Raw genomic sequence first — 26,883 nt, 5'->3', positions numbered from 1 at the left:
GGAATAAGCGATGTTCTCAATTAAAGAACACCGCTAAGAATTATTTCTTTAAACCTAGAATACTATCTAAATCTATTTCTTCTTCTTTTAAAATTTCTAAACTTGCCTGTTGGTAAACACAAGCATCAATTGTTGTAACGGCTGCTGGATGATAGTTTCCAGAATTTTTAACGCCTCCAAACGGAAGCTTTGCCGATGCTCCAACGGTCGATCTATTTAGATTAACATAACCATGATCAAGATCTCTAAGAGCGAGTTGATAGAGGGAGTGATCTTTTGTAAATATAGAAGCGGCTAATCCATATTCAGTTTTATTAGCGATCTCAATGGCCTCTTCAATTTCATCATATGGAATAAAGGTACAGTTTGGACCAAATATTTCACTAGAGAGAAAGTGGCTTTTATCATCCCACTTATCAGCTAAATGAATTGATGGTGAGACGTAGTGTCCGTCGAAACCTTTTTCAAGCTTCTTTCCTCTCATAATTTCAGTAAGTCCCTCTCTCTTTGCCATTCCAACATAGAGTAGGTAAGTATCAAGAGATTGTTGATCAACAAGAGGACCCATAAATGGAACTTCTTCATGCTCTATTGGGTGGTCAACAATTATTCTCTTTGATAGGTCATGAAATTTAGAGACAACCTCTTCGCATATGCTTCTGTGAATCGGAACAATTGCTGTGGAAGTGCATCTCTGTCCAGTGGTTAGAAAAGCGCCTTTAATAAGCTCACCTAGAACGTAGTCAACATTAACATCGCTATGAACGATAGCAGGATTCTTTCCTCCTAACTCAAGAGAAACGAGTTTTCCCAAGTCTTCATGAGTTTGTTTAAGAATTGATTTTCCAATATCTTTTGATCCTGTAAAGAAGACAGCTTTTATATCTCTACTCTTTAAGATTCTTCTCGCAATTTCACCGTCCCCTTGAACAAGGTTTACGACACCTGTTGGGAAGCCTGCGTTTGCTAAACATTCAAACATTAATTGAGCAGAGTAACAGGTCTTCTCTGATGGCTTGAAGATAATAGTGTTACCGGCCATGAGAGCACTTGTTATTTGCCCATTGGCAAGATGGCATGGAAAGTTGAAAGGCCCAATAATGAAACAAGGTCCAATCGGCTTATAGTGAATATAACCATTAGTTGACGGCATAATATCATTATAAATTTTAGAAGTTACTCTTGGGAGTGAATCGCTAATTGTGACATCTACTTTTGCAATTAGAGCAGCTGCCTCTGTGAGAGCTTCCCAATATGGCTTTCCCATTTCAAGTGAAATTGCTCTGGCTATTTCTTCTTTTTTTGTAACTAATTGTTCCTGATATTTTTTCAGTAAAGAAATACGATCTTCAATTGATGACTTTCTCCATTCCTTAAATCCATTTATGGCCGACTCTAGAACCCCGTCAACATGTCCGTAATGAATAGGAAGTTTCCATAGAGTTTGAGATGAGTCTGCAGGGCTAGTCCTCGTAATCCATTTCTCAACAGAGTCAGACCCTGTTAGAGGAGGCTGAATAAATTCGTTGTTAAAGAAATTACCTTTTAATTCAAATGACATATATTCTCCTAAAGTGGAATTACATTTATTTTAGATTTATTAATAAAGTTTAAAGATTCGACTTCTTTCATACTCGTTAAGAGTTTTCCAGATTTAATAATACCACTGACTTTAATAGCATTAAAATGATCGCTTTCTTCCAGTGACACTAGATAGTTCTTTAAATCATTCTTCTCAACTTCTTGACCGAAGCTCAGTTCAAGACTTTGAAGTTCTTTCACCGGCTTTATTTCCGCAAGTTCTGATCGATAGTGGGGACCACCGTCAAATGGGTCTACTTCTTTTGTATACTTAAAACCAATGCTCTCTAACATTCTCTTTACTGGTTGAGTGTCAGCTCCAACTTTTCCAATGGCGTTTCGAGCTTCTAGAGGAAGTAGAGTTTCATAGATTGTATCAGACGGATAAAGGCTTAGAATGAATTCTTTATTGCTTCTACTGAGTAGGTCTGCATCGTGATATTCCATATTGAGAAAGCGTCTTCCAATCGCTTCCCAAAGTGGAGAGCGCCCGTCTTGATCAAAGGGAGGCATTAATTCAGAGTGTATTGTACTTTTAAATCTCTTCTTATTTAGGGCCATATAGAGAAAGCGAACAAAGGATAATTGCTTTCCAAGTTTGTGATTATTATTTCTATAGTTTGGATCAAGGATGAGTCCTCCAATTTCTGTTGGACCATTGGTGTCGTAGCCAAGCTTGAGTGTGCCATGAATAAAGCCAGTGTTAATTGATTCACTAAACTTATTCTCCTGTGAAACGGAGAGATAGAAGTGTGGCTCATCTTCAGTTCCATGTTGTGCATGAATCATTGAGCAACCAATAACTTTTGATTTTGAGAGATCCTCTAGAACAAAGATATAAGTATCTTCACTAATATCTTTGGATGGCTTTTTGAAAGCTTTCACAGAGCTTTTAATTTTCTTGGTGATAAGTTCCTTATCAGATGGAAGACTTATAAATACGTAGTGCTGGCTAAGTACAAATAAGTCTTCTATATCGCTAAGCTTCGCTGGCCTGAGATTAAACATGGGTTCTCCTATAGAACTTCATCTGCTGTTTTAACAATCACTTTAAAAATCTCGTCGATATGCTCATCTGTTAAACAAGTTGGAAGGAGAAATCTCACTCGCGTCGGATCTTTTCCTGCCATGAAAGAGATAATTCCATTCTCGTATAGTTTTTTGATGAATGCGATAGTTACGTCTTTAGACGAGTCTCCAACTTCAAATGAAATCATTGAACCAACACCACCACAGTAACCAATTTTGCCTTTACATGTAGTTTTTGAAAGTTTTGTAAGTCTTGATAGAAATTGAGTTTCAAGATATTTCATTCTCCCGTCTTCTCCGTAAAAGTTTCCTTCACGTAAGTAGTGCACGACTTTTTGACCCGCATTTAAAGCAGCATTTGAACCATTAAAAGTTCCTGCTACAAGTCCTGGCTTTGGGTTTAATTCTTCTGTGAATAAGGTTCCACAGGCTTGAAGGGCCTTACCGATTGTCACGATATCAACGTACTCATCTAGTCCAAACATTTGAAAAGCAAAGAGCTCTGTAGTTCTACCGAATGATTGAACTTCATCTACCCAAATATAGAGATCATTTTCTTTGGCCCATTTGAATACACCTTCGTAGTATTCTTTCGTTCCGTATACAAAACCAGCTTCACCTTGAATAAGTTCAAGCATTATAGCGCAGTATTGATTTTTATTTGTTTTAACAAGCTGGTTAAGTGCAGTCAGTGTTTTTTCAAGAGATCCCTCTGGATCATTTTGATCAAAGTGTGGAACATGGTCGACGTCGATTGATTTGGGCTGACCAACTCTATAATCTTCATTATATGTAATATCTTGAGTTGCAATACTTCTTCCTGCAAATGCTTTTTCAAAAGCAATGAGTTTGTGAGCAGGATCTTTCTTTTGCCATAACATCTTTAATGCAGTGTCGTTTGCAAAACTTCCTGAACCAGAAAACCAAAAGTGTTTTAAGCGGCTTCCTTTAACAGAGTTTATAATTTCTTTAGTAAGTCTTTGTGGCTCCTGATGAGTTAGAAGGTTCCCACACATCATAACATCACTTGTGGCAGCTTCTAGATGAGCTTTTATGTAGAGAGGGTGAGAGTGTCCTAAAAGATTTGGTCCAATAGCTCCAATAAGGTCATATTTAATTGAACCATCTACTAGTTCTGTGAATGGGCCATGACCTCTTCCTGATGAAACGTAGTTAAAGAAGAATCCACGCCCTTTATCTTTTTCATATTCAGCAAGAATTGTTTCATTCATACTGCTCTTATCTTGGTCTGGACCTTTTAGTCCCATATACTTTTTTTGCTCAAGTAAAATACTTGAAAATAACTTATTAGAAAGGTCGAGAACTTCCTCGTTTGAAACACCAATTGTCATAAAAACCCCAAAATATTTAAGTGTATAGATTACCGCAACTTGCATTATTTATTTGCTAAGTTGATAATATGCTCATGGCGAATACTAACATAAATGAAATATCAAAGTCATTAGAGACACTCTATTTAGATGGGAAGTTCGACAAAGCAGTGGACTTACTTCTTGAAAGTAAGAATCAGCTTTCTGCGGTGGACTTTCACTATAATTTAGGGGCTGTTTATACTAAAATGGGTGATCTTGGACCGGGGCGTTACCACTTCGAGTTGGCCATGAAAAAGGGCTATATAGGTTCTGATCTCTTAAATAATTTGGCGGTAATTAAGTCTAAACTTCAGGGTGTGGATTTATCCTTATCAAGAGATATTGGTGATCAGTTGGTTAACTTTCTATCAATGGTGCCAGCCTCTTATTCAATATGTATTACTTTGGTACTTTTAATTACTTCTCTACTTGTCTTTAAGTTTAAATATATAAAATCAAAGATTGTTCTGGTTTCATTGCTTCTTCTTTCATTCTTTCCAATCGCTCTTCAGCAAGGCGTTCTTTATGGGAAAACTTTTGCTGTAAATTTAAAAGACATGAAAATTTATGAAGGGCCGTCATCGGTTTATGATGTTAGAGCTACGCTTCCAGGTGGTTCAAAATTTGTTCTTGGAAAAACTGATGGCGAATGGTTCTATATTGATCATCCTATCGAGCTCGCAGGCTGGGTTAAAAAAGAAGATATTGGTATTCTCTAAGAGGTCACTATGACAAAGAATAGTTTTGAAAAAGATATTGAAACGAGTAAGGAATTACCTCCTAAATTAGATATTCCAATACTAAAGTACTTCTGGCAATCAAACCCATTATTTACTTCTAATAAGAATTCAATACCTAGATTTTTAAGAAAAATTAAAGTCTTAGAGAATTTTTCTGATTATGAGCTAAGACTTCTTTCAAAGGCTCTTCATCTGAGGCAATTCAGTGATGGAGAAACTATTTTTAATCAAAATGATATTGGTGTTGGCTTCTATTTTATTTTTAGTGGGCGAGTTGATATTATCGTTGAAGATGATCAAAGAGTAAGTGATAGCTCTAACGAATCAAAGTTAAATCATGTCGTATCGTTAGATAAAATGGACTACTTTGGAGAACTTGCTCTGCTTCAACAACAGAGTGTTAGAAACGCCACGGCACTCGCAAGAGAGTCTTGTCAGCTCTTAGGTATTTTTAAACCTGACCTTGAAAATTTAATCAATACGAATCCAACCATTGCAACTAAGCTTTTACAGGCCGTTTCTATCATTACGGCAAATAGGTTATTCTCAGTGACAAATGAGGTGAGAAGACTCAAGTTTAAAATAAAACAATTGGAAAGCCAGAATGCAAACAGCAATTAGTAAGCAAGAGAAAGTAAGGCTCTTTGCTTTCTTTCTGGGCCTGGTTCTCTTTCTCTTTTCACTATCACTCTTTCCGAGAGTAACAATTCCTCTTAGTGTTGCTTATGTTATTAGCCTTATTTTTAATCCACTCATTCCTGTTGTGATGAGATTTGGCCTTAAGAGATCTACTTCTGTTAACTTGGTCTTTACTGCAATCTTATTTCTATTTACTTACCCACTAATAAAAATAACTCCAACAGTGACAAGTGAAGCTCAGAATGTTCAATACTATCTTCCTAAGGTCGAGAGTTTTTTAAAAACAGAATATAGAAATATAACAGAGAGAATTGAGAAGAGAACAGGTTACGTTGTTGGTAATGATCTTCTCGACAACTCTCTCAGTTACGGACAAAAGGCCACAACAGAGATTCTTTTACAAATTCCAAAATACTTGGGGTCAATCATTGAATGGATTTTTCTTGTCCCCTTATTTGTTTTCTTTATCTTGAAAGATGGTAAGAGCTTTAAATCTAATTTTTTAAAAATTGTTCCCAACTCAATCTTTGAGCGCTTCTATTACTTATCTCATCAATTTAATAGACAACTTGGTGACTATATTTTTGCTAAGTTCGTAGAGGCAAGCATCGTTGGTGTTATTATTTCAACAGGTCTATTTATCATGGATGTAAGGTTTGCCTTACTTCTAGGCCTTGTTGCTGGCCTAACAAATGTCATTCCTTATTTAGGTCCAATTCTTGGAACAGTGCCTGCAATTATTTTCGGCCTGGCTGAGTATGGCTGGGGGCCAACTTTTGGTGCCATCACAGTGCTCTACGTTGTCGCAAACTCAATTGATATTGCCCTTGTCTTTCCAATCTTAGTCTCCAAGATTGTTAATTTACATCCACTCATGGTTGTCATTAGCGTTATCCTTGGATCTACTTTCTTTGGTGTGATGGGAATGGTTATTTCAATTCCTCTTGCTGCGGCGTTTAAGTTAATTTCCATTGAAATTTATAATGAGTTATACGGCGTAAAATCCCGTTAGTTACTTTGACGGTGCTACGCTGCAAATGATATGCTTACTTCTATATTGCTACAAAGGAAGTAAGTGTGCGCTTATTAATAGTGACATTTTGTTTGGCCCTCATTTCATGTTCAACACCAAGGCCTGCAGGTAAGACAGAGGCGGAAGTTCTCTTTAAAGAAGCTGAAGACCTCATTAAAGAATCAAGGTATATCTTGGCCACAGAGAAGCTTAATACGCTTAGGTCGCAGTATCCATATAGCTTCTATGCAACTCACGCAGAGCTTTTGCAGGCAGACATACTCTTTAAGCAAGAGAGCTATGTAGAAGCGGCTGCAGCTTATATTTTGTTTAAGGATTTCCACCCAAAACACCAGAAGAAGACCTATGTTATTTGGAAAATAGCAGAATCTTTCTATGCTCAAATTCCAGATACATTTGATAGGGATTTATCTGCTGCTCACGAAGCGATTAAGTATTATCAAGAGCTTTTAAACTTCCATGGTAAGTCTGAATTTACTGAAGGTGCCCTTGAAAAAATTAAGATGGCACAAAATATGGTTCTAGATAAAGAAAAGTATATCGGTGATTTCTATTTTAAAACAGATGTCTTTGATGCTGCTAGATATAGATATCTTTCAATCATTGATAACTTTAAAAATTCACCAGATCTACTTGCTCATTCAATGATTAGAGTTGTTGAAAGCTCTAATAAGCTAAAAGATAAAGATGGTTGCACTAAGTATTTTAATCAATTTAAAGAAGTTATAGAGCAAGCTCAGCTCGCAAAACTACAGAGCGTCTACGATAATTGCCTTAGGTAATAGGAGAAGTATGGAAACTTTTAATTCAACAGAATTACTTGAAAAAGCAAAGCACTGTTACAATAGTGGTGAATATAAGAAGGCTGCCGCTATTTTTAATGAAATTATTGAAGTAGATCCAAAATCAATTGATGCTCTCTTCTTCTTGGCAAATATCTTTCACATTAATGGTGAGATTGGTAAGGCCATCAAAGCATTTAACAAAGTGATTACTCTAGATCCAACTCATACTGATGCCGCTATTTCTCTGTCTGTTCTTTATAATGACATTGGACACTATGAAGATGCTAAAAAGGTCTTCAATCAGGCTAATGAGCGTGTTAAAACACGTGCTAGAGGTAATGAGGGAATTGATGATCAACATGTGAATAAGAAGTTTGCTCTTAAGCACCTCGAGCTTGCTGACCTTTACATGACTTATAACCGATTTGATGAAGCTCTCTTTGAGTATAATAAAGTGGTGGCCTTAGACACAGAAAATCTCGAAACTAAAATCAAAATAGCGAAGGTTTACGCTAAGAAGGGGTTTGTTTCAAAAGCTATTGATGAGCTTAAGAAGCTTAGAACTGAAAAGCCAAATTATACTAATGCTAGAGTCGCCCTAGGTGTCCTTCAGTACGGTAATGGAAATATTTTAGAAGCTCAGTCAGAGTGGGAAAAAGTTATTTCCCTTGAGCCTATGAATTCGGAAGCAGCGATGTATTTGAATTTATCCAAGACAGCTACTGAAACAAGAATATAAAATAGAAGAAAATTTAGAAAAAAAAGCCAGCTTATTGCTGGCTTTTTTTATTTAAGCCTCAGCGTTGAGGTTGGAATTTGTTGTTTTATTTTGAGTCTCTTGATTAGAAGCGGCTTCCTCTGTCTTTTCAGAGAGTTTAACATTTGTTCTAACAGAGTCATCTGAAGTGTAAGCTACAATGTATCTTTTAAGATCAGTATACATTTCAAATTTAACTTCAAGTTTTGAATCTTGAAGAACGATCTGTCTTGCGATTTTTGTCTTATTGTTGATAACGATAGGAGCTTTCATATTAGCTGACATATTAGTAACAACTTGTGGAATTGTTAAAATAGTATAAACGCTAGCTTCGCTTAGGTTTTCTAGGCTTAGGCTTGTTAGTTCAGCAGGTAGTAGTTTCACAGAATAATCTGGCTTATATATTTTTGGTTCGATGATTGGGAATGCTGTACTAGCATCATCAATAGACTGAATCCAAAGAATCAAAGTCTGGTCACCTGGGTCAACAATGAAGAACTTTGTCAGTTGTTCAAAACCTAATAAACCATCTTTAAACGTAATAATATCACTATTATCTACTTCGAGTTCACCAAATCTAGTTGTGTTGATTTTCACTTATGGCCTCCATAATTCGAGCCTAAATAGCCCGCCTCATGATTCTAGCAGTCGTAGGACCAGAAGTGCAAGAGGGAAATTCTTGCTTATTTCTTTAATTCGTCTGCTAAGTCGGAAATTGAAGATAGGTCTGCCTGTGACGCTTCAGTATTTTGATCCTGAATAGACTTGTAAACTTCTTCTCTGTGAATTTTCGTTTCTTTGGGGGCTTTGATGCCTAGACGTACTTGCTTACCCTTGATTTGTACCACAACAATTTTGATGTGATCATCAATGGCGATGCTTTCTCCTAGCTTCCTTGTCAAAACGAGCATAAATAAACCTCAACTTTGTGAACCTTCCTGATTCGATCTGCAATGGTTCATATATTACCTCATTTTTCAAAAGGCAAGTAAAAACAGGCAAAAACTATCAAATACTTGTATAATATTTGTTGAATTACACCAAAATTGCAATTATCAATAACTTTATCGGTCTACCTTAAGAAATCCATGAGGTTTTGATTCATTAAACCTTGAGAGGATTTATAGGTCGTCTTTAGGACTGCCTGATGTTTTGTTATATCGGAAAATACTTCAGCAATATCTGCATCTATTAATTTACTTTTACGCGTGGCGCCTTCGATATTCTCTGATTCGAGGCGTGACTTTGAGTTTGTAACAGAGCTTGTTATAGAACCAACTCTCGTTCTAAGTGTAATGAGTCTAGAGATACTATCGTCGAACTCTTCTAGAAGGTTTTGTATCAGTGGCGCATCATTTGTTTCAAGGGCCACTGACAGACTTTCTAATTGAGCAAATATATTATCTCGCTTATGGAGTTTCTCGCCTTCTGTAGAGGCAAGATCTCTTTTATTTTCTATAGTTTCACCATTCTCTAGCTGTTTAATTTCTTTTAGAGGATTAGTGTTCTTGTCGGAGGTGTCATCAGCGGAGAAGAAAATTTCTTTACCATTTAAATTTAGAGGCAAGAAGAAGTCTTTAGCAACTTCGACGGTCGTGTGCCCAGTGTCTCCATTATACTTTCCGCTAACATCAAAAGGTTGGGTGAGTGTTGAGTATCCAGAAAAGATATACTTTTGCCCCACCCGTTTATTAGCGATTGAAAGGGCCAAGTTTCGAAGTTGGTTTACCTCATTCGCAATATTTTTTCTAACATCGGCATTGTAAAAATCCGATGATTGAGAAATCGCAATTTCTTTGGCCTTAACAAGAAGGTCAGTGAGTTGTTCAAGCGAGTTCTCTGTTACGTTTAAATGTAGAAGAGCGTAGTCAGCATTACGCTGATACTGTTTGTTGTCAGACATATTTGAAGTAATAGAGAGTGCCTCAACATTACTAATAGGGTTATCTGAGGGGCGAGAGATATCCTTAAGGGTAGAACCCTTCATTTGGAGGTCTTCTAGCTTTGACTTTGCCTTTCCTAGGGAAAAGTTTAGTGCAGCAGATGAACTATTTTCAGATACTCTCGACATCTATTTATCTCTTAATTCCGATGACAGTTTTAAACATTTCATCGGCGGTTTGCATTATTTTAGCAGAGGCTTGATAAGCATGTTGGTACTTGACCATATTTGCAGCTTCTTCATCTATTGACACGCCAACAAGACGCTCTCGTATACTAACGGCCTGAGCTGTTAGGCCATCTGCTTGCTCAGCATCTAGCTTCGCCTTACCGGCTTCTAGTCCAATCTTACCAACGGCTTGTAAGTAAAACTCTTCTAGTGTTGCTTGTCCTTCGCCATCTCCAACAATTCTCTCGTGTTGAATTTTAGAAATTGCTAGGGAAACTCTGTTGTCACCAGGGCTATTTGGACCAAGAGCTGTAACAATATTAGTTAGGTCCTCTTGAACTGCAGTACTGAGAGACATATTTATAGCCGCGTCTCCAGGTCCTGTAGGTTCTTTGAAGAAGTTAATTCCTGTTGTTGGGCCTTTGGAGTCAATACTGGATACACTTCCTTGCTCATTTACATCAAGGTTTCTATTTACATAACCACGTCTGTGAATAGCGTTTACACTTTTTGTAAGATTATAAGCGATGGTGTCAACTTTGTTTTTTATCGCAACGATCTCTTCGTTTCTAACTTTTGCTAGAGAAGCTAAGCTACCACCTTGAAACTTTCTGGTGAGTAGGTGAGCAGGTTTTCCCTCAAAGAATATATCAGCAGATCCAGGAAGACCGTTGGTTGAATTTTCTTTATTACTTGTTCCAATCTGTAATCTTTGGACTTGTGTTGCCGTAACAAGTGTTCCAACACCACGAGCGGCAACGACAAATTGACCCTTATTGTCTTGGTATGTATGTACATTAAAAGACTTTGCAAGATTTCTAACTGCGAGGTCTCTTTGATCTCGTAAATCTCCAACCTCTTCGTGAATTGCTTCAAGAGACTGAATCTTCTTATTTAGATTTGCGATATGTTCAAGAGTTTGATTGATGTCCGTAACTTCTGCTTTCATGTTTTCATCAATACCAGAAGATATGGAATTTAAATTATCTTGAATACGCCTAAAGTCTTGCACAACAAGGTTTGCCTGATCTCTAACTACTGAACGAATCGTTTCATTCTCGGGCTGGTTAGCAAGCTCTCTAAAGCTATTAAAAAACTTATTTATAACTTGATTGAGACCATCGGAATCTAGATCGTTGAAGATGTCCTCAACCTGAGTCATTCTCTCCATTCTTTGTTCAAAAAATTCTCCATTGGAGATTGCTTTTTCCAGTCTCTTGTTAACAAAATCATCATTGATTCTGGTCACAGACTTTATGCGTACACCAGTCCCGTGAACTGTTCCGCCTTTTGTTATTGGAGAATTCGTTGTTTGATTTACTCTTTGTCTTGAATAGCCTTCAGTATTAACATTGGATATATTATGCCCCGTCGTCTCAAGAGACTTCTTAGAAGCATTTAAACCTGTACGTCCAATATTTAATAAATCTGACAATTAAACCTCTATACCGATAAACTTCTTGATTTCGCAGAGCCTTTCGCATTGTAAGTAGAGTAGCTCTTTTCTCCAAGTGCTTCTTCTCGAATACTTTTGAGAGAACCAAGTGCTTTATTAATAAATAATTGATTGGTCTTATTTTGAGCTTGTATTTTTTCAATAATATCAATTAAAAGAGCGTTAAAATTAAATAAGTGTCTATGTTCAAGAGTAGCTTCAAATGATTGAAAATATGAAATAAGGTCAGAAACATGAGAGATTTTTTGTCCCAGATCTCTATTCACTCTCGAGATAATTGATGATCTTAAATCTTCAAGAAGATTAATTCTGTTAATAGTCTCTTGTTTTTCAATAATCTTCTCTTCAAGATTATCTAAATCACTTGTTAACAATAATGAATACTCATCACATGTTTGATCAAAGAGAGTTGAGTGCTCTTCGCAAAATCTCTTCCAGAGATCTGTTACTTGAAAGTAATATAGCTCTTTCTTTTGTTGTTCCATAAATTACATTTCTTCCGATAAAATCTTGTCGGCAATTGCCTCGAAGTCCATTTTATAAGTACCGTTTTGAATTTGATCTCTTAGTTTTGCAATTTTGTCAGAGTTATCAACTTCTGGAGCGGCGTCGACAGCTTTTCTGATTCTTGAAAAATCTTTAACGGCCTCAGGAATAGAAACACTGCTATCTCTTCTTTCCATATCCTTAAGTTCATTAAATCTACTGGCATCATTTCTTTGAAGAGCTTTGATCTTCGCAGCATTATTTCCACCATTAATTTCTGTTTTAGTGTGTGGAAAAAACTTTGATCGTGTCGATTCAATATTATTCATGATGCGCCTCCTGGCCTAGTTCATTCGAACCTATACTCTTCTTATTAACTTGGTAAAGTTCCGCTTCGTTGCGAGTGCTAACGTGAGCATTTTGCATTTCAACTCTTGGCTTCGCCATTTGATTCATTTGATTTGTTTGTTGTAGATATGCATTGTAAGCATATTGATTACGCTTACTTTCAGGATAAATTCTATCTAAGATTAAGTCTTGTAAACCAACTTGGTTTCTATTGACCATGGCCTTAGAACGTTCTTCGTTTTGAAGATCCATGTAGTAATCCATTCCAGTAGAAGTGGGCTCTGCGCTTCCTGCAGTCTTCTTCATTTGGTCAATCATCAATTTAATAAATTGTTTTTCCATTCCTTTAGCCGCATCTAAGTATGGCTCAGGAATATATTTTTTGTTCTCAGCTTTGCTGGATACAGGAGTATTTACTGGAATTGAATTGTTGATTTTTGACATAGTCATCCTGACCTTGTTCTCGGGTGATAATTCCTTTACCACCGCTCTATTAGCTATATTCTAGCATTTTTTAGAATAATAATCCAGTTTATATAAATTCTACATCACCTATAAGAGCACCATTACTCTTAAGGGCCTTAAATATCGAAATAAGGTCTTCAGGAGTGGCACCAAAAGCATTTAAGCTTTTTACTAGGTCATTTAGTGTAGTCTTTTTGTCAAGAAAGTAGAGGGAGTTAGGTTTATCTGATTGAGCAGCCTCATCACCTTTTACTTCAATTGTTAAGTCTCCATGACTTATTGCTACTGATGATAATTGAACGTTACCTCCGGCAACAATTGTTCCTGTTCTTTCATTAATAACAATCTTCGTCACCGAATCTGCATTTATTTTAAAATTTTCAACAATGGCCACAAGGTGAACGACTTCTCTTTGATAGTGAAATGGAATGATAAGGTCTACTGTAGTCGCATCTTTGGCGATAGCATATTTTCCACCAAGTTCTTGATTAATTGTTTTCTCAACTCTTGCGGCCGTCGTGAAGTCAGGATTTCTAAGTGCAAACCTTAGGGACTTCTTCTTATCAAAGTCAATCTTGATTTCATTTTCAACAAGAGCTCCATTTGGAATCGTTCCTGTCGTCGCAAACTTCTTTCCTTTTTCAAGACCTCCGATTGAGAGAGGTCCGGAAGCTACGGCGTAAACTATTCCGTCGCCACCTTTTAGTGGCGTAACCATTAGAGTTCCTCCTGCTAGTGAGGACGCATCTCCGATGGAAGAAACCGTAATATCAATTTTCTGTCCCTGTCTTGCGAAGGGAGGAAGTTTCGCTGTAACAATTACAGCGGCGACATTCTTGGAAGAGACTTCGTTTTGAGGATTTAGTCCTAGCTTTTGAAACATTCTCTTTAAAGATTTATTTGTGACTTCTCCGCCACCATCTCCAGTTCCATTTAGACCAATGACAAGGCCGTAGCCAATAATCGGATTGTCTCTAACACCTTTTAAGGTAATTAAATCTTTGAGTCGACTTGCTCCAAAACTAGAAAGAGTAAGGGCCAAAGAAATTGCAAAAATAATCTTCTTCATAAACTACCTTAGTATATGCACACTTGATTCAAGTATGTTGTCAGAGTTAACAGTATCTTCATCAGTAATATCTCTTCTTGAAACGAGAGCTTGAACTTCTACGAGTCTCTTCCTCTGTTTAAAAAGAACGCTTTTTTGTCCGCGTAGGAGAAGGTGATCTTCGTTAATTTCTTCTACAATTACGCTGGATACACGGTCATAGATTTTATTGCCAGACATCTCTTTTTCAGTGTTGTCTGCAACTTCTTCATTTTTCTTATTCTCTTCACCATCTTTTTTATCGTCTCCAGAGGCAGGCTTTGGAATATCAGGAAAAGCTCTTTTGAGCTCTAAAGTTATATCGTTCTTTAAAACTTTTTGAACATTTATTAAAACAATATCTCCATTTCTCTTTTCTTTTAAAACTGTAAAGAGGTGTCTATCTTTTCCTTTTCCGGCCCATAGGCTGGCACGATTAGATGAGTTGTCGAGAAGATCATCAGCTTTATATCTCTTTCTTAGGTTTTGCTTAGGTCTATAGTTACGTCTAACCGAAGGAGGATTATTCTGATTGTAGTAAGGTTGCCCCTGTGCAGCAGTTGCAACCCTTCCAACGTCAGATGCCTTTCTATAAGTGCTCGGTGGATTTCTGTATCGATCGAAATTGTTTGTAGGTGCTTGATTATTAATTTGCTCCTGCCTATCTAGGTCTGAATACATCTTATTAATATAGTTACTACATGAAAAAAGTAGTGCAGTAGAAAGGATAAGTAAAAGTTTATAGTATTTCATAATTCTATTGAAACCTTGTTGTAGTCGATGACTTTACCGACAATGATTTTATTATTTCGTGAAGATCTTAGTTGAACAGTTTCTCCAAATTTAGCACTTCGAAGTGGAGTCGCAGTACTCTTTAAATTAATAACTCCATTGTCCAAAATGATACTTGCTGGAACACCGGCTTTAACTAAAGATACTGAAACAAGGTCATTGATTAAAATGGCTCTAGAATTTACAGATTTATTTACTTTATAAAAGCCTAATGTTTTTATATTTGTAAAAAGAGTTGAAGGGTCCGTTGTATAAACTTCTTCTTCTTTAAACATTTGCTTTGTTAGGGGCTGGTTATCCAATTTTAGGATACCTCTCGGAACAAGTGCCTTGGCCTTAATTTGCAGTTTAGCCGTTAACATGTGGTACTTATTAATTCCCTTAAGAGAATCGTTGATAACGATACGTATAGATTTATTTCCAGGGTAGCTGCAAGTAGGGCAATCAATACTTAGATTTTCTTTTGCATCTAAGGTGATTGCTGGAAGGTTTGTTGGAATTTGAATTTCTCTTATAAACCAATTCTTAGAAAATGATAACCTCTCTGTTAAATAGTCTTCAAGCTTATAGATACTAATTCTATCTGGCTTTATGACAACAGGCTTGTTAACGAGAGAGCTAAAAACTCTTGAGATTTGCTTTCCAGAGGTGTTCCCTTTTGTATCAATTAAGAAGCGAATAAATTCATTATCGGTAGAACCATCACAGGTCGATTTTTTAATTAAGGCCTTTCCTAGCTTCATTGAGCTGTCTGTAAGGAGGTAGCTCTTTGGATAAATATCAATTTGGCATGGTTTAGACCATGCCGATATTGAGATAAGAAATGTAAGTGCTGTAATTAGTTTTATCATTTATTACCTAATATTATTTACGGTTTGTAGCATTTGATCAGCTACACCCATTACTTTTGAGTTCATTTCATATGCTCTTTGAGCTTTAATTAAGGATGTCATCTCATTCATAATACTAACGTTTGAAGATTCAAGTGCACCTTGAGCAATAGTTCCAGCATTGGTATTACCAGCAATATTTTGAATAGCTTGACCACTTGATCTAGTAACTGCGTAGAGATTCATTCCTGTTGATTTAAGTCCAACAGGATTAATAAAGGTGAAAACAGGAATTTGACCAAGAACGGTAGGTTCAACTTGATTTGAAAGATAAGCTTCCACGGTTCCGTCGTGACCTATGTGAACACTCTTTGTTCCTGGAGGAAAAACGAAAGAAGGATAAACCTTGTATCCTTGTTTGTTTACAAGTGTTCCAGATGCATCAACACTAAATGATCCGTCTCTTGTGAATTTAATTTCGTTATTTGGTGATATTATTCCAAAGAAGCCTTCTCCGCTGATCATTAGATCATATGGATTATTTGTTATTTGCTGTGAACCCTGAGTAAACTCTTTTCTTACTCCAGAAACTTTTGCTCCAGAACCAATTTGAACACCGACGTTATTCATTGTTTCAGAACTTGATCTAGAACCAGCTTCTTGAATTGTTTGATAGGAGAGGTCTTGAATTTCTGTCCTCTGTTTCTTGTAGCCAGTTGTATTAACGTTGGCGATATTATTGGAAATAGTCGAAACGTTCATTTCTTGGGCGGCCATACCTGTTGCAGCAGTGTTAAGTGCTCGAAGCATTCCAAAAGACTTTGAAACCTGTAATAAGAAGAGAGAGATAATAATTGTTTTCATTACGTTGTACATTTTAGTCCTTAAAACTTCGCTATTTCGTTAACACCTTTTCCACTTATTGTGTCGTAGGTTTTGATGACTCTTTGAATACTTTCAAAATTTCGATTTGCCTTAATTAGCTCCGACATTTCTTGAATAGCATTAACATTAGACTGTTCTATAAAGCCTTGATAGACAGCGGTTTTATTTTCTGTCGTGCTAATATTTTCAAATTTTTCATTTATAAAGAATGAATTTCCTTCTTTCTTTAGGGCGTGAATGTCGTTGAATTCAACAATTGAAAGATCAGAAATCTTTCCTTCTTTACTTGAGAGCTCACCTTGAAAATTTATTGCTAGCCTTCCTGCTGATGCGGGAAGTTGAATCGTGCGCTCTTGTGGTGAAGGTAATTCTCCTCCTGCTGCGAGCAGGGCGGGGTCAAGTTTAGAAAGAACTGGGTCACCACCATTTGTTACGAGTAGACCTGCCGGATTAATCGATAGGTTTCCCTTTCTTGTGTAGCGGACACCATTTGGAGTAAGAACTTCTAAAAATCCCTTTCCTTTAAGAGCTACATCTAATGGATTTCCTGTTGGTGAGGTTTGACCTTGCTGAAAATCTGTAAAGGATCCGTCAACTTTAACTTTTGCGTGCTCGGCACCATAGCTTCTGTAGAAGTCTTCTGGCTTCCATTCTTTATTAGGCATGTCTAAATCTTGATTATGCCCTTTTTCAAATTGTGTTAGATACTCTTTAAAGACAACTTGATCTTTCTTGAATCCCGGAGTGTTGGCATTTGCCACATTATTAGCGATCGTTTCAACTTTTCTTTGTTGAGCAATTGCACCTGAAAGTGGGACCCAAAGTTCTTTCAAGTCATCTCTCCTAGATTTTATTTAGTGATACCTTCATGGTATTCACTCTTTCTACCCTAACTATAGCAACCACAGTGCCAAAACCTCTACATGGGCAAATTTATCCTTTAATAGTAAGTCTTTGAAATTTTAAGTTTTGAGAGCTTTCTGATAGTATATTTTTAATAAATAATGGAAATATTTTCACTCATAGTGGTGACAAATTTGCCCCTTCCTATGGGAGGTGGTGTCAAAATAGTAGCGGACGGTTTTAGATGAGTAATGAAAAACAAAGTTTTGAGTCTTCATTAGAAGAGCTAGAAAAATTAGTTTCTAATTTAGAGGATGGGGAATTATCCTTAGAAGAGAGTTTACAAAAATTTGAAGAGGGAACTAAGCTCTATAAGTTTTGTAAGGACCAGCTGGGAAAGGCAGAGAAAAAGATAACAAAATTATCCGAATCCTTAAAGGAAGTTAGTGTAGAAGAATGAAATCTCTTTTTCTTTTAATCTTTATTGTATTGCTTTCGTCTTGCTCGACGAAGAGAGAGTATAGCTATTCATCAGTTTACGAGGGAGTTGATCTTTCTACAACAGAGAGCAAGCATGTTCCCCTTATTGAGTCAAAAGGGCAGACACAAAGTTATGGACCAATTTTAAAAGAAGATTCAGATTACGTGAATCAGAAATCCGAAAAGATTAAGGCCTTATTTCTCTATCCAGGAGCTATGACGTCAATAACTTATCTTAAGTTTGTGGATAACCTCCAAAAATATAAACTTGAACCAAGTGTTTATTCAGGGGCGGGCTTTAGTGCGGTGATTGCAGCTTTCCTTGCTAAGGGGCTTACAACTGATCATATTGAATGGAAGATATTTTCCCTTTTGGAGTCTTTAAAGGAAGTTGAATACTATTCTTCAGACTGGAAAGAAATTATGTATAAATTTCTTAAGAGTGAGTTTAAAGAAGATAAACTTGAAGGATTGAAAAAAGCTTTAGTTCTTCCTATCTATGATAAGAAACTTCAAAAAGTTCGCTACCTCTCAAGAGGCAATCTCTATAATGTTCTCTTAATTAATTTGGAGCTTGATAATACAACAAATGATTTCTACCAATCACCAGTGACTAGCGGAAATTTGGATATTGAAAGTCTAAAGAGCAATGGTGTTGATAGGATTGCAGTATTGAATACTTTAGGGCAAGACTTGAACTTCTTTAAAACGAATCATTATCTAATCGGTCTCTATGGTAAAATGATTGGATATGCAAAAATAGAGTCAGAGAGAAATCGAGAAAATGTTCGTTGGTTTAACTTAAAAAGAAATAATGTTGAACTTGATAGAATTGTAGATTTACAAGACTTGCTTCAAACAACAATGAATAAGAACGAAAATATACTTAAAGAGTTACGCGACTTTTTTAAAAAGGAATAAATTTTTAATGAAAAAAATACTTTTGAGATTAACAGGATTTGTTTTAGGCTCTGCTATTTTGGGGGGGCTCATTGTCGTTCTTGTAGTTGCTTACTTTTCTTTTGGACTACCTAAAATTTCTTCTTTAGCTGACTATAATCCAGCAATTCCAAGTCAAATTCTTGCTAAGGATGGAACAGTTTTAACAGAGATAGGAAAAGAGACAAGATATATTGCTCAAATGGACGAAATACCAAAGAGAGTTATAAATGCTTTCTTGTCAGCAGAAGATGATAATTTCTATGAACATAAAGGTGTTGATTACCTAGGTGTTCTTAGGGCCTTCATTGCAAATCTAAAAGCTGGAAAAGTTGTTCAGGGTGGATCAACAATTACTCAGCAAGTTGCAAAATCTCTTCTTCTTAGCAGAGAGAGATCAATAAGTAGGAAAATTAAAGACTTTCTCTTGGCCCAGAGAATCGAAGAAAAGTTTACGAAAGAAGAAATTCTCTTTCTTTACTTAAATCAAGTTTACCTTGGTGGTGGATACTATGGAGTAAAAGCGGCGTTTCAAGGATACTTTGGAAAAGAGCTTACCGAGGCTTCTATTGCTGAAAGTGCTATCGTAGCGGGACTTCTTGTCGCTCCGGGAAAATACTCACCTTATATAAATCCACAATATGCCAAAAAGAGACAAGGCTATGTTCTTGGGAGAATGTATGCGACGGGAAAAATTACGGAAGAAGAGTATAAGAGTGCTCTAGCTGAAAAAATTAAATTTAGAATAAGAAAGAATAGTGAATTTAAGGCAGGTTACTTAACTGACTGGGTTAGGCAGAGAGTTGTTGAGGCCGTGGGGAATGATAGATTTTTAACAGATGGATTTAAAGTGCAAACAACTATTGATTACGATCTTCAAGTTGTTGCGGAGAGAGAAGTCTATAAAGGTGTTAAAGAAATTGATAAGAGACAAGGGTTTAAGGGGCCATTAAGGTCGCTAGAAACAGAAGACTTGGTAAAGGAGCTTTTACAAAAACAGAGAAAAGAGCTGCATGAAGAGAAGTCAATGTACTTCACTTTAAATGAAGACTTATCAAGAAAGTACGAATCAGAAGTTAGTGAAGAGATTACAGAGGCTAGAGAGAAGTATCGTTTAAACTTCTTTGGGAAATTGAAGAGTAAGAGATATTTTCCTGGAAATATTAAAGAAGACCCAATCATATCTTTATTAGACACTAAGAAAATGTATGAAGCGGTAGTTCGAAGGATTGATAATAGATCACGAATTATCTATGTTTCTTACGCAGGCTTGAATGGATTTATTTCGTATGAAGGCTTTAGATGGGCCCATGAGAGAAATATTTCAGAAGAGAGACACTTCTATCCTTACGTGACGAATCCTTCGAGTATTTTAAAAGTTGGAGATGTTATTAATGTTACAATTCAAAGTAAATCGACAGAGATAAGTAGACATTTTTGGAAAGCTTTTCAAAGTACGTTTAAATCTTCAAAGGATTATAATCTCGTAAGACAAGAGAGATATGTCCACTTCTCATTAGATCAAGAGCCTGAAGCCGAAGGAGCACTTGTTTCCCTTGATCCTAAGACCGGAGAAATCATCGCCTTGGTTGGGGGGGCTAATTTCGAAAAGTCTCAATTCGATCGCGCCATTCAGTCTCACAGACAACCTGGTTCATCTTTTAAGCCAATTTTATTTGCTGCGGGACTTGAAAATGGTTTTACACCAGCAAGTACTTTGATGGATTCACCGGAAGCACTTGGAGGAGTAGATTCATCTTTAAATTGGAAACCAAGAAATTATGATGGAAAATTTAAAGGGCCAATGACTTTTAGAAACTCTCTTGAAACTTCTCGAAATATTCCAACGATTAGGCTCGCTTCTGATATTGGTGTAGATAAAATTTTAGAATTTACAAAGAGAATAGGTTTTAAAGCAAAGCTCGACGAAGACTTAAGTCTAGCTCTTGGGTCTTTTGGTGTGACCTTAATGGATATTGTTGCGACCTATGCGATTTTTCCAAATGGAGGAAAGATTGTAAAACCTAAGTCAATACTTTCTGTAACGGATAGGTTTGGAAAGAATTATGAAATTAGTGAAACAGATGCCCCTGTAGAACCTGAGGTTCCAGAACTTAAGGCCGAAGAAGTTCTGGCAAATAATACGCTAGGAACTGAGGAAGAAGCAGCGGAGGAGAAGGTAGAGGAGAATCCATACCTCTTGGCCCTCGGGGGGGATCAGGTTTATGATCCGAGGTTGGCCTATATAATGAATAATCTTTTAAGAGGAGTTGTTCAGCATGGAACAGGGAGGAATGTGAGAGATATAAGCGCATTTCTCGGTGGAAAGACTGGAACAACAAATAATTATGTAGACGCATGGTTTTTAGGCTTTTCGTCTAATATTGTTACTGGCGTTTGGACAGGTTTTGATAATAATAAAACTCTAGGATGGGGAGAGACTGGGGCTAAGTCTGCACTTCCAATTTGGAAAGAGTTTATGCGTGCAGGAATTAAAAAGAAGGGGGAGTATGACTTTCAAGCTCCTCTAGGCGTTGTAAATGTCTTAATTGATAAAGAGACTGGGAAGTTGGCGAAGCCATCTAGTGCTAATAATTTTCTCGAAACCTTTGTAGAAGGGTCTGAACCAGGCTCTAAAAAGGTAGAGGATGTTGAAAAATTAAAGTCCGAGGATTCTTCTCAATTTCTCGAAGAAGATGATTATTATAATAATCAATAATCATAAATTTTTTTTCTAATAAACCGATAAGTTCCTTAGAGTGTCATAACTCTGGGGAATTTTATGAGAAGAGAAGACTCAAATTTAGAACAAGAGAAAAAGCAATTTAAGAAATTTGCTATTCTCTCAATTGTTTTTTCAGTTTTCCTCCATGTGGGGTTTCTTGTCTCTCATGTAGATTGGTCAACAACGAAGAAAATGACAGTTGAAAATAAGAAGCCAAAAAAGGTTCGTCTTATTTTTAAAACCAAGTCTAAGCAACCAAAGCAAATTGTTAATACCGAACTTAAAAAAAGTAAGGAAACTCCTGTGAAGGCCAAATTCCTTGGTAAGCAAGATCAAAGAGTCGAGCGAGAGACAAAGGCAGCTCTCAATGGAAGCTTTAAGTCAGCAGGCTTTGGTGTTAGAACTGGTGCTAAAGAAGTACAGACGTCTGTTGAGAAGTCGAGTCAAGGGAAGATTAAAAAGGTCACGAAAAATCCAACAAAGAAGAAGATGGCCAAGACAAAGAAGCCTAAGAAGATTAAGTTTGAAGATTTATCTCTTGGAAACTTAGCTCTTACACAGCCAACAACTGCGAATTCTCCCGCCCTTGGAACTAAGAGTGGAAGTAAGAAGTTAAAAGGACTGGCCAGCAATAATGACTTTATGGAGGATATTCCTCTTGCGGATATGACGAGACTTAATACTGTCGAGTATAAGTACTATGGTTTCTATTTTAGAATAAGACAAAAGTTAGAGCAGCACTGGGGAGACTCTCTCCGTAAGCAGGCTGAGAAGATGTGGAAGTCTGGAAGAAGACTTGCTAGTGACATTAATAAAGTAACCTCTCTAAGAATAACTATTGATCAGCAGGGCAATATCATAGAAGTGAAAGTTAAGAGCACGAGTGGTGTTAATGAGCTAGACACAGCTGCAATAGAGTCATTTAATAGAGCAGGACCATTTCCTAATCCACCAGCTGGATTAATTAAAAATGGTCGCGCACAAATTGAATGGGGATTTGTTGTAAAGTCGTAACTACTGCTTAGTAGGATGATTTGATTTTGTTAAAAGATCTTTTAAGTTACTGATCCCTTCCATCATTACATAATCATTCCAAATTGAATCAAGTTCTCTCATTCTTTCTATTAAAGAAATGGCAGCCTGATCGCGAGAAATTTTCTGTTTTTCTGCAAGAAAAGTAATGGCAACAGAGAGCGCTTCCATTTCTGGAGAATGGCAAGCATCCGCTAATCTATCTTCAAAGTTATTATCTATTTTCTTTTCTTTACTCTTGATTATAGCAGTATTTAAAAGTTGAACAGATTCTTGTGTTTCAGAAATCATATATATTTTTAACCTATGAAATTAAAAAATTACGAGTGGTATTCTCTTGAGAACGTGAGCCAGTATGCGAGTTTCAGGGCCTTTCGTAAAGGGAAAAAATTACAATCTCTAAAAAAAATTTCTCTATTTTTGAATTTAAATAAATGTTAGAAAGTTTTTGTTAATTTTTATGTAATTTTTAGTTGGAGGCCGTTGACAGGGAAAAATGATTTTTTTTAATTTTTTTCTTGCAATGTTTCTAGGGACGGGAAGTCCCTAGAAATAGATGGTTAAAGGCTTTCGCAGTGTTCTTGGTAAGCTTCTGGACTCATAAGAGAGTTGAACTCATCAGAAGAGCTGACCTTAAGTTTAATCATCCAAGATCCATACGGAGATTCGTTGCAAGACTCAGGAGAATCAACAAGTTCAGTATTAACTTCTACTACTTCGCCGTTTAATGGGGCATATAAATCACTGACAGACTTTATAGATTCAACAACTCCAAAAGAATCTTCTTTTGAAAGCTCATCACCAACTTCTGGTAGCTCAACGAAGACAATATCTCCAAGTGCAGATTGTGCAAAGTCGGTAATCCCCACAGAGACAATATCTCCTTCTAGTTGGGCCCATTCGTGATCAGTTGTGTATTTTAATTCTTTAGGGATGTTGTGAGACATTACTTGTGTCCTCCTGTAACAAATGCTTTTGTATGATAGTTTGCTTCTATATTATTCTTTCTAATATTAATTTTAAACTTCTTATCTTTTGGAAACTTGTCACTGTCTACAAGACCTAGCGCAATCCCTTTGGAGAGCTCTACCGACATTGTTCCAGAAGTAATAACACCTATTACTTGGTCATCCATATTGAGTATATTGTAACCCTCTCTTGGAATCCCTTTTTCAAGACTTAGTTTAACGAGTCTCTTTGTCGGAGTCGAAGCTTCAAGGGCAGCCTTCCCTATGAATTTATCTTTAGAAGATTTAACAGTCCACTTTAAAGATGCGTCGAGAGGAGTTAGCTCATCATTTAATTCGTGTCCATAGAGTGGGTAGCAGACTTCTAGTCTGAGGACATCTCTAGAAGCTAGACCACAAGGTATTGCTCCACTTTCCAGTAGTTTGGACCAGAGAGTTGCCGCCATCTCATGAGATGTGAAGACTTCAAAACCATCCTCCCCAGTATAGCCAGTTCTCGCAACAATAATTTGCTCATTCATTCTTGTGAGTTCTTTAGCGCTATAGTAAACAAGATTATCTGAGTCGTTGATTACTTCAAGAGACTTGAGAACTTCTTCTGCTTTAGGCCCTTGAACGGCCAGCAGAGAATACTTGGAAGATTGATCTTCTAATTGAATATTAAATCCTTCAGTCTTTGAAGAAATCCAACTCCAATCTTTTTCTATATTTGAGGCATTTACACATATTAAAACTTTTTCATCGGCGAGCTTGTAAGCAATAAGGTCATCGATAACTGTTCCATCCTCACGACATAGTGGTGAGTAGACGGCTTTTTCCATCTCGGCACCTGCGAAATCATTTGTAATAATGAAGTCAACAAAGCTTATAGCATCTGGGCCAGTAACAAAGAATTCTCCCATATGTGAAACATCGAAAACACCTAGACTTGATCTAACTGCAATTGATTCTTCTTTAACTGAAGAGTATTGAAGTGGCATATCAAAGCCTGCAAACCCGGCCATTTTAGCGCCTAAGTCGATATGTTGTTGATGTAGAGATGTTTTTAAAAGGCTCATAAATGCCTCTCCTCATAAATGTTTAAATTCTATTTTTGCTAACTTTATAAGCGGTTTTCAGCAGCTTGTAAAAGGTTTTGGGCCAGAGAGAGAATTGTCATAGGCCCAATTCCTCCTGGTACTGGAGTAATGCCTGCAACATAATCTCTTACGTTTTCAAAGTCTACATCGCCACAGAGTTTTCCGTCCTCGTCGTGGTTCATGCCAACGTCAATAATGTATTGCTTCTTAGAATCTGAGAGATGGCCCTTCTTTAGAAATTTAGCACTTCCGATTGCCACAATTATAATATCTGCAGACTTTGTATGCTCTTCAAGGTTCACTGTTTTTGAGTGGCAAAGAGTTACGGTTGCGTTGTGATTTGTAAGAAGCATACTCATAGGTTTTCCAACAATGAGGCTTCTGCCTATGACAACAACTCTCTTAGAGGCGAGTTCTATATTATAGTAATCGCATAGAGTGATGATTCCCTTAGGAGTACAAGGAATTAAGGCCCTTTCTCCTTTTTCGCCCTTGTAGAGATTCATTATATTGGCCTTATTGAAGCCGTCTACGTCTTTAGAGGGCTCAATGAGTTCACCAACATCTATATGAGCAAGTTGTTTTGGTAGCGGTAGCTGGATGAAGCAACCGTGATTATTCTTATCAGAGACAATACTTTGAACTCTCGCTAGAAAGTCGACTTCGGTTAACTCACTTGGAAGTTTGATTATCTCGCATTCAGCACCAAATTTCTCCATGAAGCGCTTCTTGTTTCTAGTGTAAATAAGACTTGCGGGATTATCCCCTACAAGAATGACTTTCATACATGGAGTAATTCCCTGTTCACGAAGAGAATTACTTTTCTCAGCAAGAATCTGTAATGATTTTCTTACAATGGGTTTTGACTTTAAAATGAGAGTGTTTTCAGAAACCACTTTTGAACCTTTATCGTACTTTTAGACATTTAAGTCATTGTTTTAACGTTTCTTTTGATCTTTCTATTTATACCCTTTATAGTACGGCTTTTAAACCTATTAAGGAGTGCCTCGTGCTATTTTATTTGGGTTTAGGCCTGCAGTTAATTGGTTTTGCTTCGGTGGGTCTATGTCTTTTTGCAGGATTAAATAAAGGTGACTACGGACAAATCGAGCTTATTCAATTAGTTGGTGGCTCGGCAGCATTCTATTTCGGAAGTATGTTAAAGAGCAAAGGACAGGGATAGCTTCTAGACGATCTTTTAAAGACCCATGTACTATTAAAGAATGAAAATTCTGGGAATAGATCCAGGCTCAAGAAAAGCGGGATGGGCCTTAATTGAAAAGAATGGCAGAAAGATAACTTATCTAGCCTCTGGAACATTAAGGTATGACAAAATTGATAACTTCATGGACCGCTTAGCGGTTATTTACAACTCTCTCGAAGAGTTAATGAATGAATATGCTCCCGATGAAGTTTCTGTTGAATCTCTCATTTATGTTAAGAGTGTTACATCGTTGGCTAAGCTTGCCCAGGCAAGGGGGGCGATGCTTGCTGCTGTTTTACAAACTCATCAAGGAAAAGTTTTTGAGTATTCTCCCAACTTAATTAAGTCTGCAGTTAGTGGCTATGGGCACTCGGATAAGGCCGCGATAGAGAAATCTCTAAGAATGATTTTTGGAAGTATTGAGTTTAGCTCAAGTGATGAGTCAGATGCTCTTGCAATTGCACTATGCCATTCGCTTAATACAGGAAAAGTTTCAGTTCAAAATAAGAGTATTAAATCAAAATCTAGAAGCTTAAAAAGCGTTTTTAAAGATAGGGTATAAGTCATGATAGGACACTTACAAGGTGAAGTAATTTTTAGTGATGGTGTTGAAGCTGTCGTTCTTACAAATTCTGGAATAGGCTATCAAGTTTACATTACGCAAGTTCTTCCTGAGGGAAGGCACACATCTATTTTTATATCCCATGTGATTCGAGAAGCGAGTGAAGAACTCTATGGTTTTAAAACAATTCGCGAAAAGAAAATGTTTGAATTACTTACTAGTGTAAAAGGTGTTGGACCAAAGTCTGCTTTTAGCCTTGTTGGTGCAGTTGGAGTTGATCAAATTATAAACTCCATTCTCTTTGATGATAAGAAGACTTTAACAAAGGCTCCAGGGATTGGCGGTAAAGCCGCAGCTCAAATGGTTCTCGATCTTCAAGGAAAGATTTCTAGAATTAAGATGTATTCAAATAAGTCTATGGGAATTCAGGAAATGCCTGGAGTCGTTCCGGTTTCAGTTGAAGGATTGATCGAAGAGGCCGAAGATAATACTACTGTTAATAACCAAGACTTAATCATTAAAGATGCAATAATGGCCTGTAAAGAACTTGGTTTTAAAGAAGAAAAAATAATCCCTTTGGCCCAGAAAATTTTGGCCACCAATGAAATTACAAAACCTGAACAATTAGTTCATCTTGTCTTAAAAGAAGTGTAAT

At 36.8% G+C, this 26,883-nt stretch carries 31 protein-coding genes; 12 read left to right on the top strand and 19 right to left on the bottom strand.

Annotation, left to right across the window (positions count from 1 at the left end; translation table 11 throughout):
* Window positions 1–40: 40 nt before the first annotated feature.
* Genes CES88_RS14870 through CES88_RS14860 form a run of 3 tightly spaced genes read right to left on the bottom strand, consistent with a single transcriptional unit; the run spans window position 41 to window position 3,962 of the window.
* Window positions 41–1,561 (bottom strand): aldehyde dehydrogenase family protein, encoded by a 1,521-nt coding sequence (locus tag CES88_RS14870; RefSeq protein ID WP_290736121.1) that lies wholly within the window; start codon window positions 1,559–1,561, stop codon window positions 41–43.
* Between the two features lie 8 nt (window positions 1,562–1,569).
* The gene (locus tag CES88_RS14865; RefSeq protein WP_290736118.1) at window positions 1,570–2,589 is read right to left on the bottom strand and encodes an arginine N-succinyltransferase; all 1,020 of its coding nucleotides are present in this window, start codon (window positions 2,587–2,589) and stop codon (window positions 1,570–1,572) included.
* An 8-nt stretch (window positions 2,590–2,597) separates the two neighbouring features.
* Window positions 2,598–3,962 carry an aminotransferase class III-fold pyridoxal phosphate-dependent enzyme gene (locus tag CES88_RS14860; protein WP_290736116.1) on the bottom strand — a complete coding sequence of 455 codons (1,365 nt, stop codon included), beginning with the start codon at window positions 3,960–3,962 and terminating at the stop codon, window positions 2,598–2,600.
* Window positions 3,963–4,036: 74 nt separating this feature from the next.
* Between CES88_RS14860 and CES88_RS14855 the strand changes: the two genes are divergently transcribed.
* The 5 genes from CES88_RS14855 to CES88_RS14835 all read left to right on the top strand — a co-directional run bounded on the left by CES88_RS14855 (window position 4,037) and on the right by CES88_RS14835 (window position 7,919).
* The gene (locus CES88_RS14855) at window positions 4,037–4,702 is read left to right on the top strand and encodes an SH3 domain-containing protein (protein ID WP_290736113.1); all 666 of its coding nucleotides are present in this window, start codon (window positions 4,037–4,039) and stop codon (window positions 4,700–4,702) included.
* A 9-nt stretch (window positions 4,703–4,711) separates the two neighbouring features.
* Window positions 4,712–5,344 (top strand): cyclic nucleotide-binding domain-containing protein, encoded by a 633-nt coding sequence (locus CES88_RS14850; RefSeq protein WP_290736111.1) that lies wholly within the window; start codon window positions 4,712–4,714, stop codon window positions 5,342–5,344.
* Entirely contained in the window at window positions 5,328–6,374 is a 1,047-nt protein-coding gene (locus tag CES88_RS14845) for an AI-2E family transporter (RefSeq protein WP_290736107.1), read from the top strand. Before CES88_RS14850 ends, CES88_RS14845 begins: the two co-directional genes overlap by 17 nt.
* 65 nt (window positions 6,375–6,439) lie before the next feature.
* Window positions 6,440–7,177 carry an outer membrane protein assembly factor BamD gene (gene bamD / locus CES88_RS14840; RefSeq protein ID WP_290736104.1) on the top strand — a complete coding sequence of 246 codons (738 nt, stop codon included), beginning with the start codon at window positions 6,440–6,442 and terminating at the stop codon, window positions 7,175–7,177.
* Window positions 7,178–7,187: 10 nt separating this feature from the next.
* Window positions 7,188–7,919 (top strand): tetratricopeptide repeat protein, encoded by a 732-nt coding sequence (locus CES88_RS14835; protein WP_290736099.1) that lies wholly within the window; start codon window positions 7,188–7,190, stop codon window positions 7,917–7,919.
* 51 nt (window positions 7,920–7,970) lie between these two features.
* Here CES88_RS14835 and CES88_RS14830 read toward each other — a convergent pair whose 3' ends face one another.
* The 12 genes from CES88_RS14830 to flgF all read right to left on the bottom strand — a co-directional run bounded on the left by CES88_RS14830 (window position 7,971) and on the right by flgF (window position 17,229).
* Window positions 7,971–8,534, bottom strand: coding sequence for a flagellar assembly protein FliW (locus CES88_RS14830; protein WP_290736096.1), 564 nt, complete (start codon window positions 8,532–8,534; stop codon window positions 7,971–7,973).
* An 86-nt stretch (window positions 8,535–8,620) separates the two neighbouring features.
* Window positions 8,621–8,848 carry a carbon storage regulator CsrA gene (gene csrA, locus CES88_RS14825; protein ID WP_290736093.1) on the bottom strand — a complete coding sequence of 76 codons (228 nt, stop codon included), beginning with the start codon at window positions 8,846–8,848 and terminating at the stop codon, window positions 8,621–8,623.
* 161 nt (window positions 8,849–9,009) lie between these two features.
* Window positions 9,010–10,008, bottom strand: a complete 999-nt coding sequence (flgL, locus tag CES88_RS14820) for a flagellar hook-associated protein FlgL (protein WP_290736090.1) — start codon at window positions 10,006–10,008, stop codon at window positions 9,010–9,012.
* Between the two features lie 4 nt (window positions 10,009–10,012).
* Entirely contained in the window at window positions 10,013–11,482 is a 1,470-nt protein-coding gene (gene flgK, locus CES88_RS14815) for a flagellar hook-associated protein FlgK (protein WP_290736087.1), read from the bottom strand.
* A gap of 8 nt (window positions 11,483–11,490) precedes the next feature.
* On the bottom strand, window positions 11,491–11,988 hold the full coding sequence (gene flgN, locus CES88_RS14810) for a flagellar export chaperone FlgN (protein WP_290736084.1): 498 nt from the start codon (window positions 11,986–11,988) through the stop codon (window positions 11,491–11,493).
* Window positions 11,989–11,991: 3 nt separating this feature from the next.
* Window positions 11,992–12,318 carry a flagellar biosynthesis anti-sigma factor FlgM gene (flgM, locus tag CES88_RS14805; RefSeq protein ID WP_290736081.1) on the bottom strand — a complete coding sequence of 109 codons (327 nt, stop codon included), beginning with the start codon at window positions 12,316–12,318 and terminating at the stop codon, window positions 11,992–11,994.
* The gene (locus CES88_RS14800) at window positions 12,311–12,781 is read right to left on the bottom strand and encodes a hypothetical protein (RefSeq protein ID WP_290736078.1); all 471 of its coding nucleotides are present in this window, start codon (window positions 12,779–12,781) and stop codon (window positions 12,311–12,313) included. Before CES88_RS14800 ends, flgM begins: the two co-directional genes overlap by 8 nt.
* An 88-nt stretch (window positions 12,782–12,869) precedes the next feature.
* Window positions 12,870–13,871 (bottom strand): flagellar basal body P-ring protein FlgI, encoded by a 1,002-nt coding sequence (locus CES88_RS14795; protein WP_290736074.1) that lies wholly within the window; start codon window positions 13,869–13,871, stop codon window positions 12,870–12,872.
* A 3-nt stretch (window positions 13,872–13,874) separates the two neighbouring features.
* On the bottom strand, window positions 13,875–14,642 hold the full coding sequence (locus tag CES88_RS14790; RefSeq protein WP_290736071.1) for a flagellar basal body L-ring protein FlgH: 768 nt from the start codon (window positions 14,640–14,642) through the stop codon (window positions 13,875–13,877).
* Window positions 14,639–15,532 (bottom strand): flagella basal body P-ring formation protein FlgA, encoded by an 894-nt coding sequence (locus tag CES88_RS14785; RefSeq protein WP_290736069.1) that lies wholly within the window; start codon window positions 15,530–15,532, stop codon window positions 14,639–14,641. The genes CES88_RS14790 and CES88_RS14785 overlap by 4 nt, the downstream gene beginning before the upstream one ends.
* A gap of 3 nt (window positions 15,533–15,535) precedes the next feature.
* Complete coding sequence (gene flgG / locus CES88_RS14780) at window positions 15,536–16,375, bottom strand: flagellar basal-body rod protein FlgG (RefSeq protein ID WP_290736066.1); 840 nt, start codon at window positions 16,373–16,375, stop codon at window positions 15,536–15,538.
* Between the two features lie 20 nt (window positions 16,376–16,395).
* Window positions 16,396–17,229 carry a flagellar basal-body rod protein FlgF gene (flgF, locus tag CES88_RS14775; protein WP_290736063.1) on the bottom strand — a complete coding sequence of 278 codons (834 nt, stop codon included), beginning with the start codon at window positions 17,227–17,229 and terminating at the stop codon, window positions 16,396–16,398.
* Window positions 17,230–17,483: 254 nt separating this feature from the next.
* Between flgF and xseB the strand changes: the two genes are divergently transcribed.
* The 4 genes from xseB (at window position 17,484) to CES88_RS14755 (ending at window position 22,397) form a co-directional block, all read left to right on the top strand.
* The gene (gene xseB / locus CES88_RS14770) at window positions 17,484–17,699 is read left to right on the top strand and encodes an exodeoxyribonuclease VII small subunit (RefSeq protein ID WP_290736061.1); all 216 of its coding nucleotides are present in this window, start codon (window positions 17,484–17,486) and stop codon (window positions 17,697–17,699) included.
* Complete coding sequence (locus CES88_RS14765; RefSeq protein WP_290736058.1) at window positions 17,696–18,640, top strand: hypothetical protein; 945 nt, start codon at window positions 17,696–17,698, stop codon at window positions 18,638–18,640. Before xseB ends, CES88_RS14765 begins: the two co-directional genes overlap by 4 nt.
* 7 nt (window positions 18,641–18,647) lie before the next feature.
* Window positions 18,648–21,377 (top strand): PBP1A family penicillin-binding protein, encoded by a 2,730-nt coding sequence (locus CES88_RS14760; protein ID WP_290736055.1) that lies wholly within the window; start codon window positions 18,648–18,650, stop codon window positions 21,375–21,377.
* A gap of 63 nt (window positions 21,378–21,440) precedes the next feature.
* Window positions 21,441–22,397: an energy transducer TonB gene (locus CES88_RS14755; RefSeq protein WP_290736052.1), complete on the top strand. Its 957-nt coding sequence runs from the start codon at window positions 21,441–21,443 to the stop codon at window positions 22,395–22,397.
* Here the strand turns inward: CES88_RS14755 and CES88_RS14750 are convergent, their stop codons facing one another.
* The 4 genes from CES88_RS14750 to CES88_RS14735 all read right to left on the bottom strand — a co-directional run bounded on the left by CES88_RS14750 (window position 22,398) and on the right by CES88_RS14735 (window position 25,358).
* Complete coding sequence (locus tag CES88_RS14750; RefSeq protein WP_290736051.1) at window positions 22,398–22,706, bottom strand: hypothetical protein; 309 nt, start codon at window positions 22,704–22,706, stop codon at window positions 22,398–22,400.
* Window positions 22,707–22,975: 269 nt separating this feature from the next.
* A complete protein-coding gene (gene gcvH, locus CES88_RS14745; protein WP_290736049.1) occupies window positions 22,976–23,362 on the bottom strand; it encodes a glycine cleavage system protein GcvH in 387 nt (128 codons plus the stop codon).
* On the bottom strand, window positions 23,362–24,441 hold the full coding sequence (gcvT, locus tag CES88_RS14740) for a glycine cleavage system aminomethyltransferase GcvT (RefSeq protein WP_290736046.1): 1,080 nt from the start codon (window positions 24,439–24,441) through the stop codon (window positions 23,362–23,364). Before gcvT ends, gcvH begins: the two co-directional genes overlap by 1 nt.
* A 44-nt stretch (window positions 24,442–24,485) precedes the next feature.
* Window positions 24,486–25,358 carry a bifunctional 5,10-methylenetetrahydrofolate dehydrogenase/5,10-methenyltetrahydrofolate cyclohydrolase gene (locus tag CES88_RS14735; protein ID WP_290736043.1) on the bottom strand — a complete coding sequence of 291 codons (873 nt, stop codon included), beginning with the start codon at window positions 25,356–25,358 and terminating at the stop codon, window positions 24,486–24,488.
* 113 nt (window positions 25,359–25,471) lie between these two features.
* On the opposite strand from CES88_RS14735, the gene CES88_RS14730 reads away from it, so the two are divergent.
* The 3 genes from CES88_RS14730 to ruvA are packed head-to-tail and all read left to right on the top strand — an operon-like array spanning window position 25,472 to window position 26,882.
* Window positions 25,472–25,645, top strand: coding sequence for a hypothetical protein (locus tag CES88_RS14730; protein WP_290736040.1), 174 nt, complete (start codon window positions 25,472–25,474; stop codon window positions 25,643–25,645).
* A 40-nt stretch (window positions 25,646–25,685) separates the two neighbouring features.
* Window positions 25,686–26,228: a crossover junction endodeoxyribonuclease RuvC gene (ruvC, locus tag CES88_RS14725; protein WP_290736038.1), complete on the top strand. Its 543-nt coding sequence runs from the start codon at window positions 25,686–25,688 to the stop codon at window positions 26,226–26,228.
* 3 nt (window positions 26,229–26,231) lie between these two features.
* Entirely contained in the window at window positions 26,232–26,882 is a 651-nt protein-coding gene (gene ruvA / locus CES88_RS14720) for a Holliday junction branch migration protein RuvA (protein WP_290736034.1), read from the top strand.
* Window position 26,883 lies beyond the last annotated feature (1 nt).

The organism is Halobacteriovorax sp. JY17 (genome assembly GCF_002753895.1).
Taxonomy (GTDB): Bacteria; Bdellovibrionota; Bacteriovoracia; order Bacteriovoracales; family Bacteriovoracaceae; genus Halobacteriovorax.
Note: the sequence above shows the minus strand (reverse complement) of the source record. Positions and strands in the feature narration are given on the sequence as shown.

Excerpts from the sequence above, each read along its gene's own strand:
- CES88_RS14860 (WP_290736116.1), bottom strand. The coding sequence starts at position 3,962 with ATGACAATTGGTGTTTCAAACGAGGAAGTTCTCGACCTTTCTAATAAG.
- CES88_RS14790 (WP_290736071.1), bottom strand. The coding sequence starts at position 14,642 with ATGAAATACTATAAACTTTTACTTATCCTTTCTACTGCACTACTTTTT.
- CES88_RS14850 (WP_290736111.1), top strand. The coding sequence starts at position 4,712 with ATGACAAAGAATAGTTTTGAAAAAGATATTGAAACGAGTAAGGAATTA.
- CES88_RS14870 (WP_290736121.1), bottom strand. The coding sequence starts at position 1,561 with ATGTCATTTGAATTAAAAGGTAATTTCTTTAACAACGAATTTATTCAG.
- CES88_RS14855 (WP_290736113.1), top strand. The coding sequence starts at position 4,037 with ATGGCGAATACTAACATAAATGAAATATCAAAGTCATTAGAGACACTC.
- CES88_RS14785 (WP_290736069.1), bottom strand. The coding sequence starts at position 15,532 with ATGATAAAACTAATTACAGCACTTACATTTCTTATCTCAATATCGGCA.
- CES88_RS14750 (WP_290736051.1), bottom strand. The coding sequence starts at position 22,706 with ATGATTTCTGAAACACAAGAATCTGTTCAACTTTTAAATACTGCTATA.
- CES88_RS14800 (WP_290736078.1), bottom strand. The coding sequence starts at position 12,781 with ATGTCAAAAATCAACAATTCAATTCCAGTAAATACTCCTGTATCCAGC.
- ruvC (WP_290736038.1), top strand. The coding sequence starts at position 25,686 with ATGAAAATTCTGGGAATAGATCCAGGCTCAAGAAAAGCGGGATGGGCC.
- CES88_RS14795 (WP_290736074.1), bottom strand. The coding sequence starts at position 13,871 with ATGAAGAAGATTATTTTTGCAATTTCTTTGGCCCTTACTCTTTCTAGT.
- CES88_RS14835 (WP_290736099.1), top strand. The coding sequence starts at position 7,188 with ATGGAAACTTTTAATTCAACAGAATTACTTGAAAAAGCAAAGCACTGT.
- flgL (WP_290736090.1), bottom strand. The coding sequence starts at position 10,008 with ATGTCGAGAGTATCTGAAAATAGTTCATCTGCTGCACTAAACTTTTCC.
- flgM (WP_290736081.1), bottom strand. The coding sequence starts at position 12,318 with ATGAATAATATTGAATCGACACGATCAAAGTTTTTTCCACACACTAAA.
- gcvH (WP_290736049.1), bottom strand. The coding sequence starts at position 23,362 with ATGTCTCACAACATCCCTAAAGAATTAAAATACACAACTGATCACGAA.
- csrA (WP_290736093.1), bottom strand. The coding sequence starts at position 8,848 with ATGCTCGTTTTGACAAGGAAGCTAGGAGAAAGCATCGCCATTGATGAT.
- ruvA (WP_290736034.1), top strand. The coding sequence starts at position 26,232 with ATGATAGGACACTTACAAGGTGAAGTAATTTTTAGTGATGGTGTTGAA.
- CES88_RS14765 (WP_290736058.1), top strand. The coding sequence starts at position 17,696 with ATGAAATCTCTTTTTCTTTTAATCTTTATTGTATTGCTTTCGTCTTGC.
- CES88_RS14865 (WP_290736118.1), bottom strand. The coding sequence starts at position 2,589 with ATGTTTAATCTCAGGCCAGCGAAGCTTAGCGATATAGAAGACTTATTT.
- xseB (WP_290736061.1), top strand. The coding sequence starts at position 17,484 with ATGAGTAATGAAAAACAAAGTTTTGAGTCTTCATTAGAAGAGCTAGAA.
- CES88_RS14755 (WP_290736052.1), top strand. The coding sequence starts at position 21,441 with ATGAGAAGAGAAGACTCAAATTTAGAACAAGAGAAAAAGCAATTTAAG.
- CES88_RS14760 (WP_290736055.1), top strand. The coding sequence starts at position 18,648 with ATGAAAAAAATACTTTTGAGATTAACAGGATTTGTTTTAGGCTCTGCT.
- gcvT (WP_290736046.1), bottom strand. The coding sequence starts at position 24,441 with ATGAGCCTTTTAAAAACATCTCTACATCAACAACATATCGACTTAGGC.
- CES88_RS14845 (WP_290736107.1), top strand. The coding sequence starts at position 5,328 with ATGCAAACAGCAATTAGTAAGCAAGAGAAAGTAAGGCTCTTTGCTTTC.
- flgN (WP_290736084.1), bottom strand. The coding sequence starts at position 11,988 with ATGGAACAACAAAAGAAAGAGCTATATTACTTTCAAGTAACAGATCTC.
- flgG (WP_290736066.1), bottom strand. The coding sequence starts at position 16,375 with ATGAAAACAATTATTATCTCTCTCTTCTTATTACAGGTTTCAAAGTCT.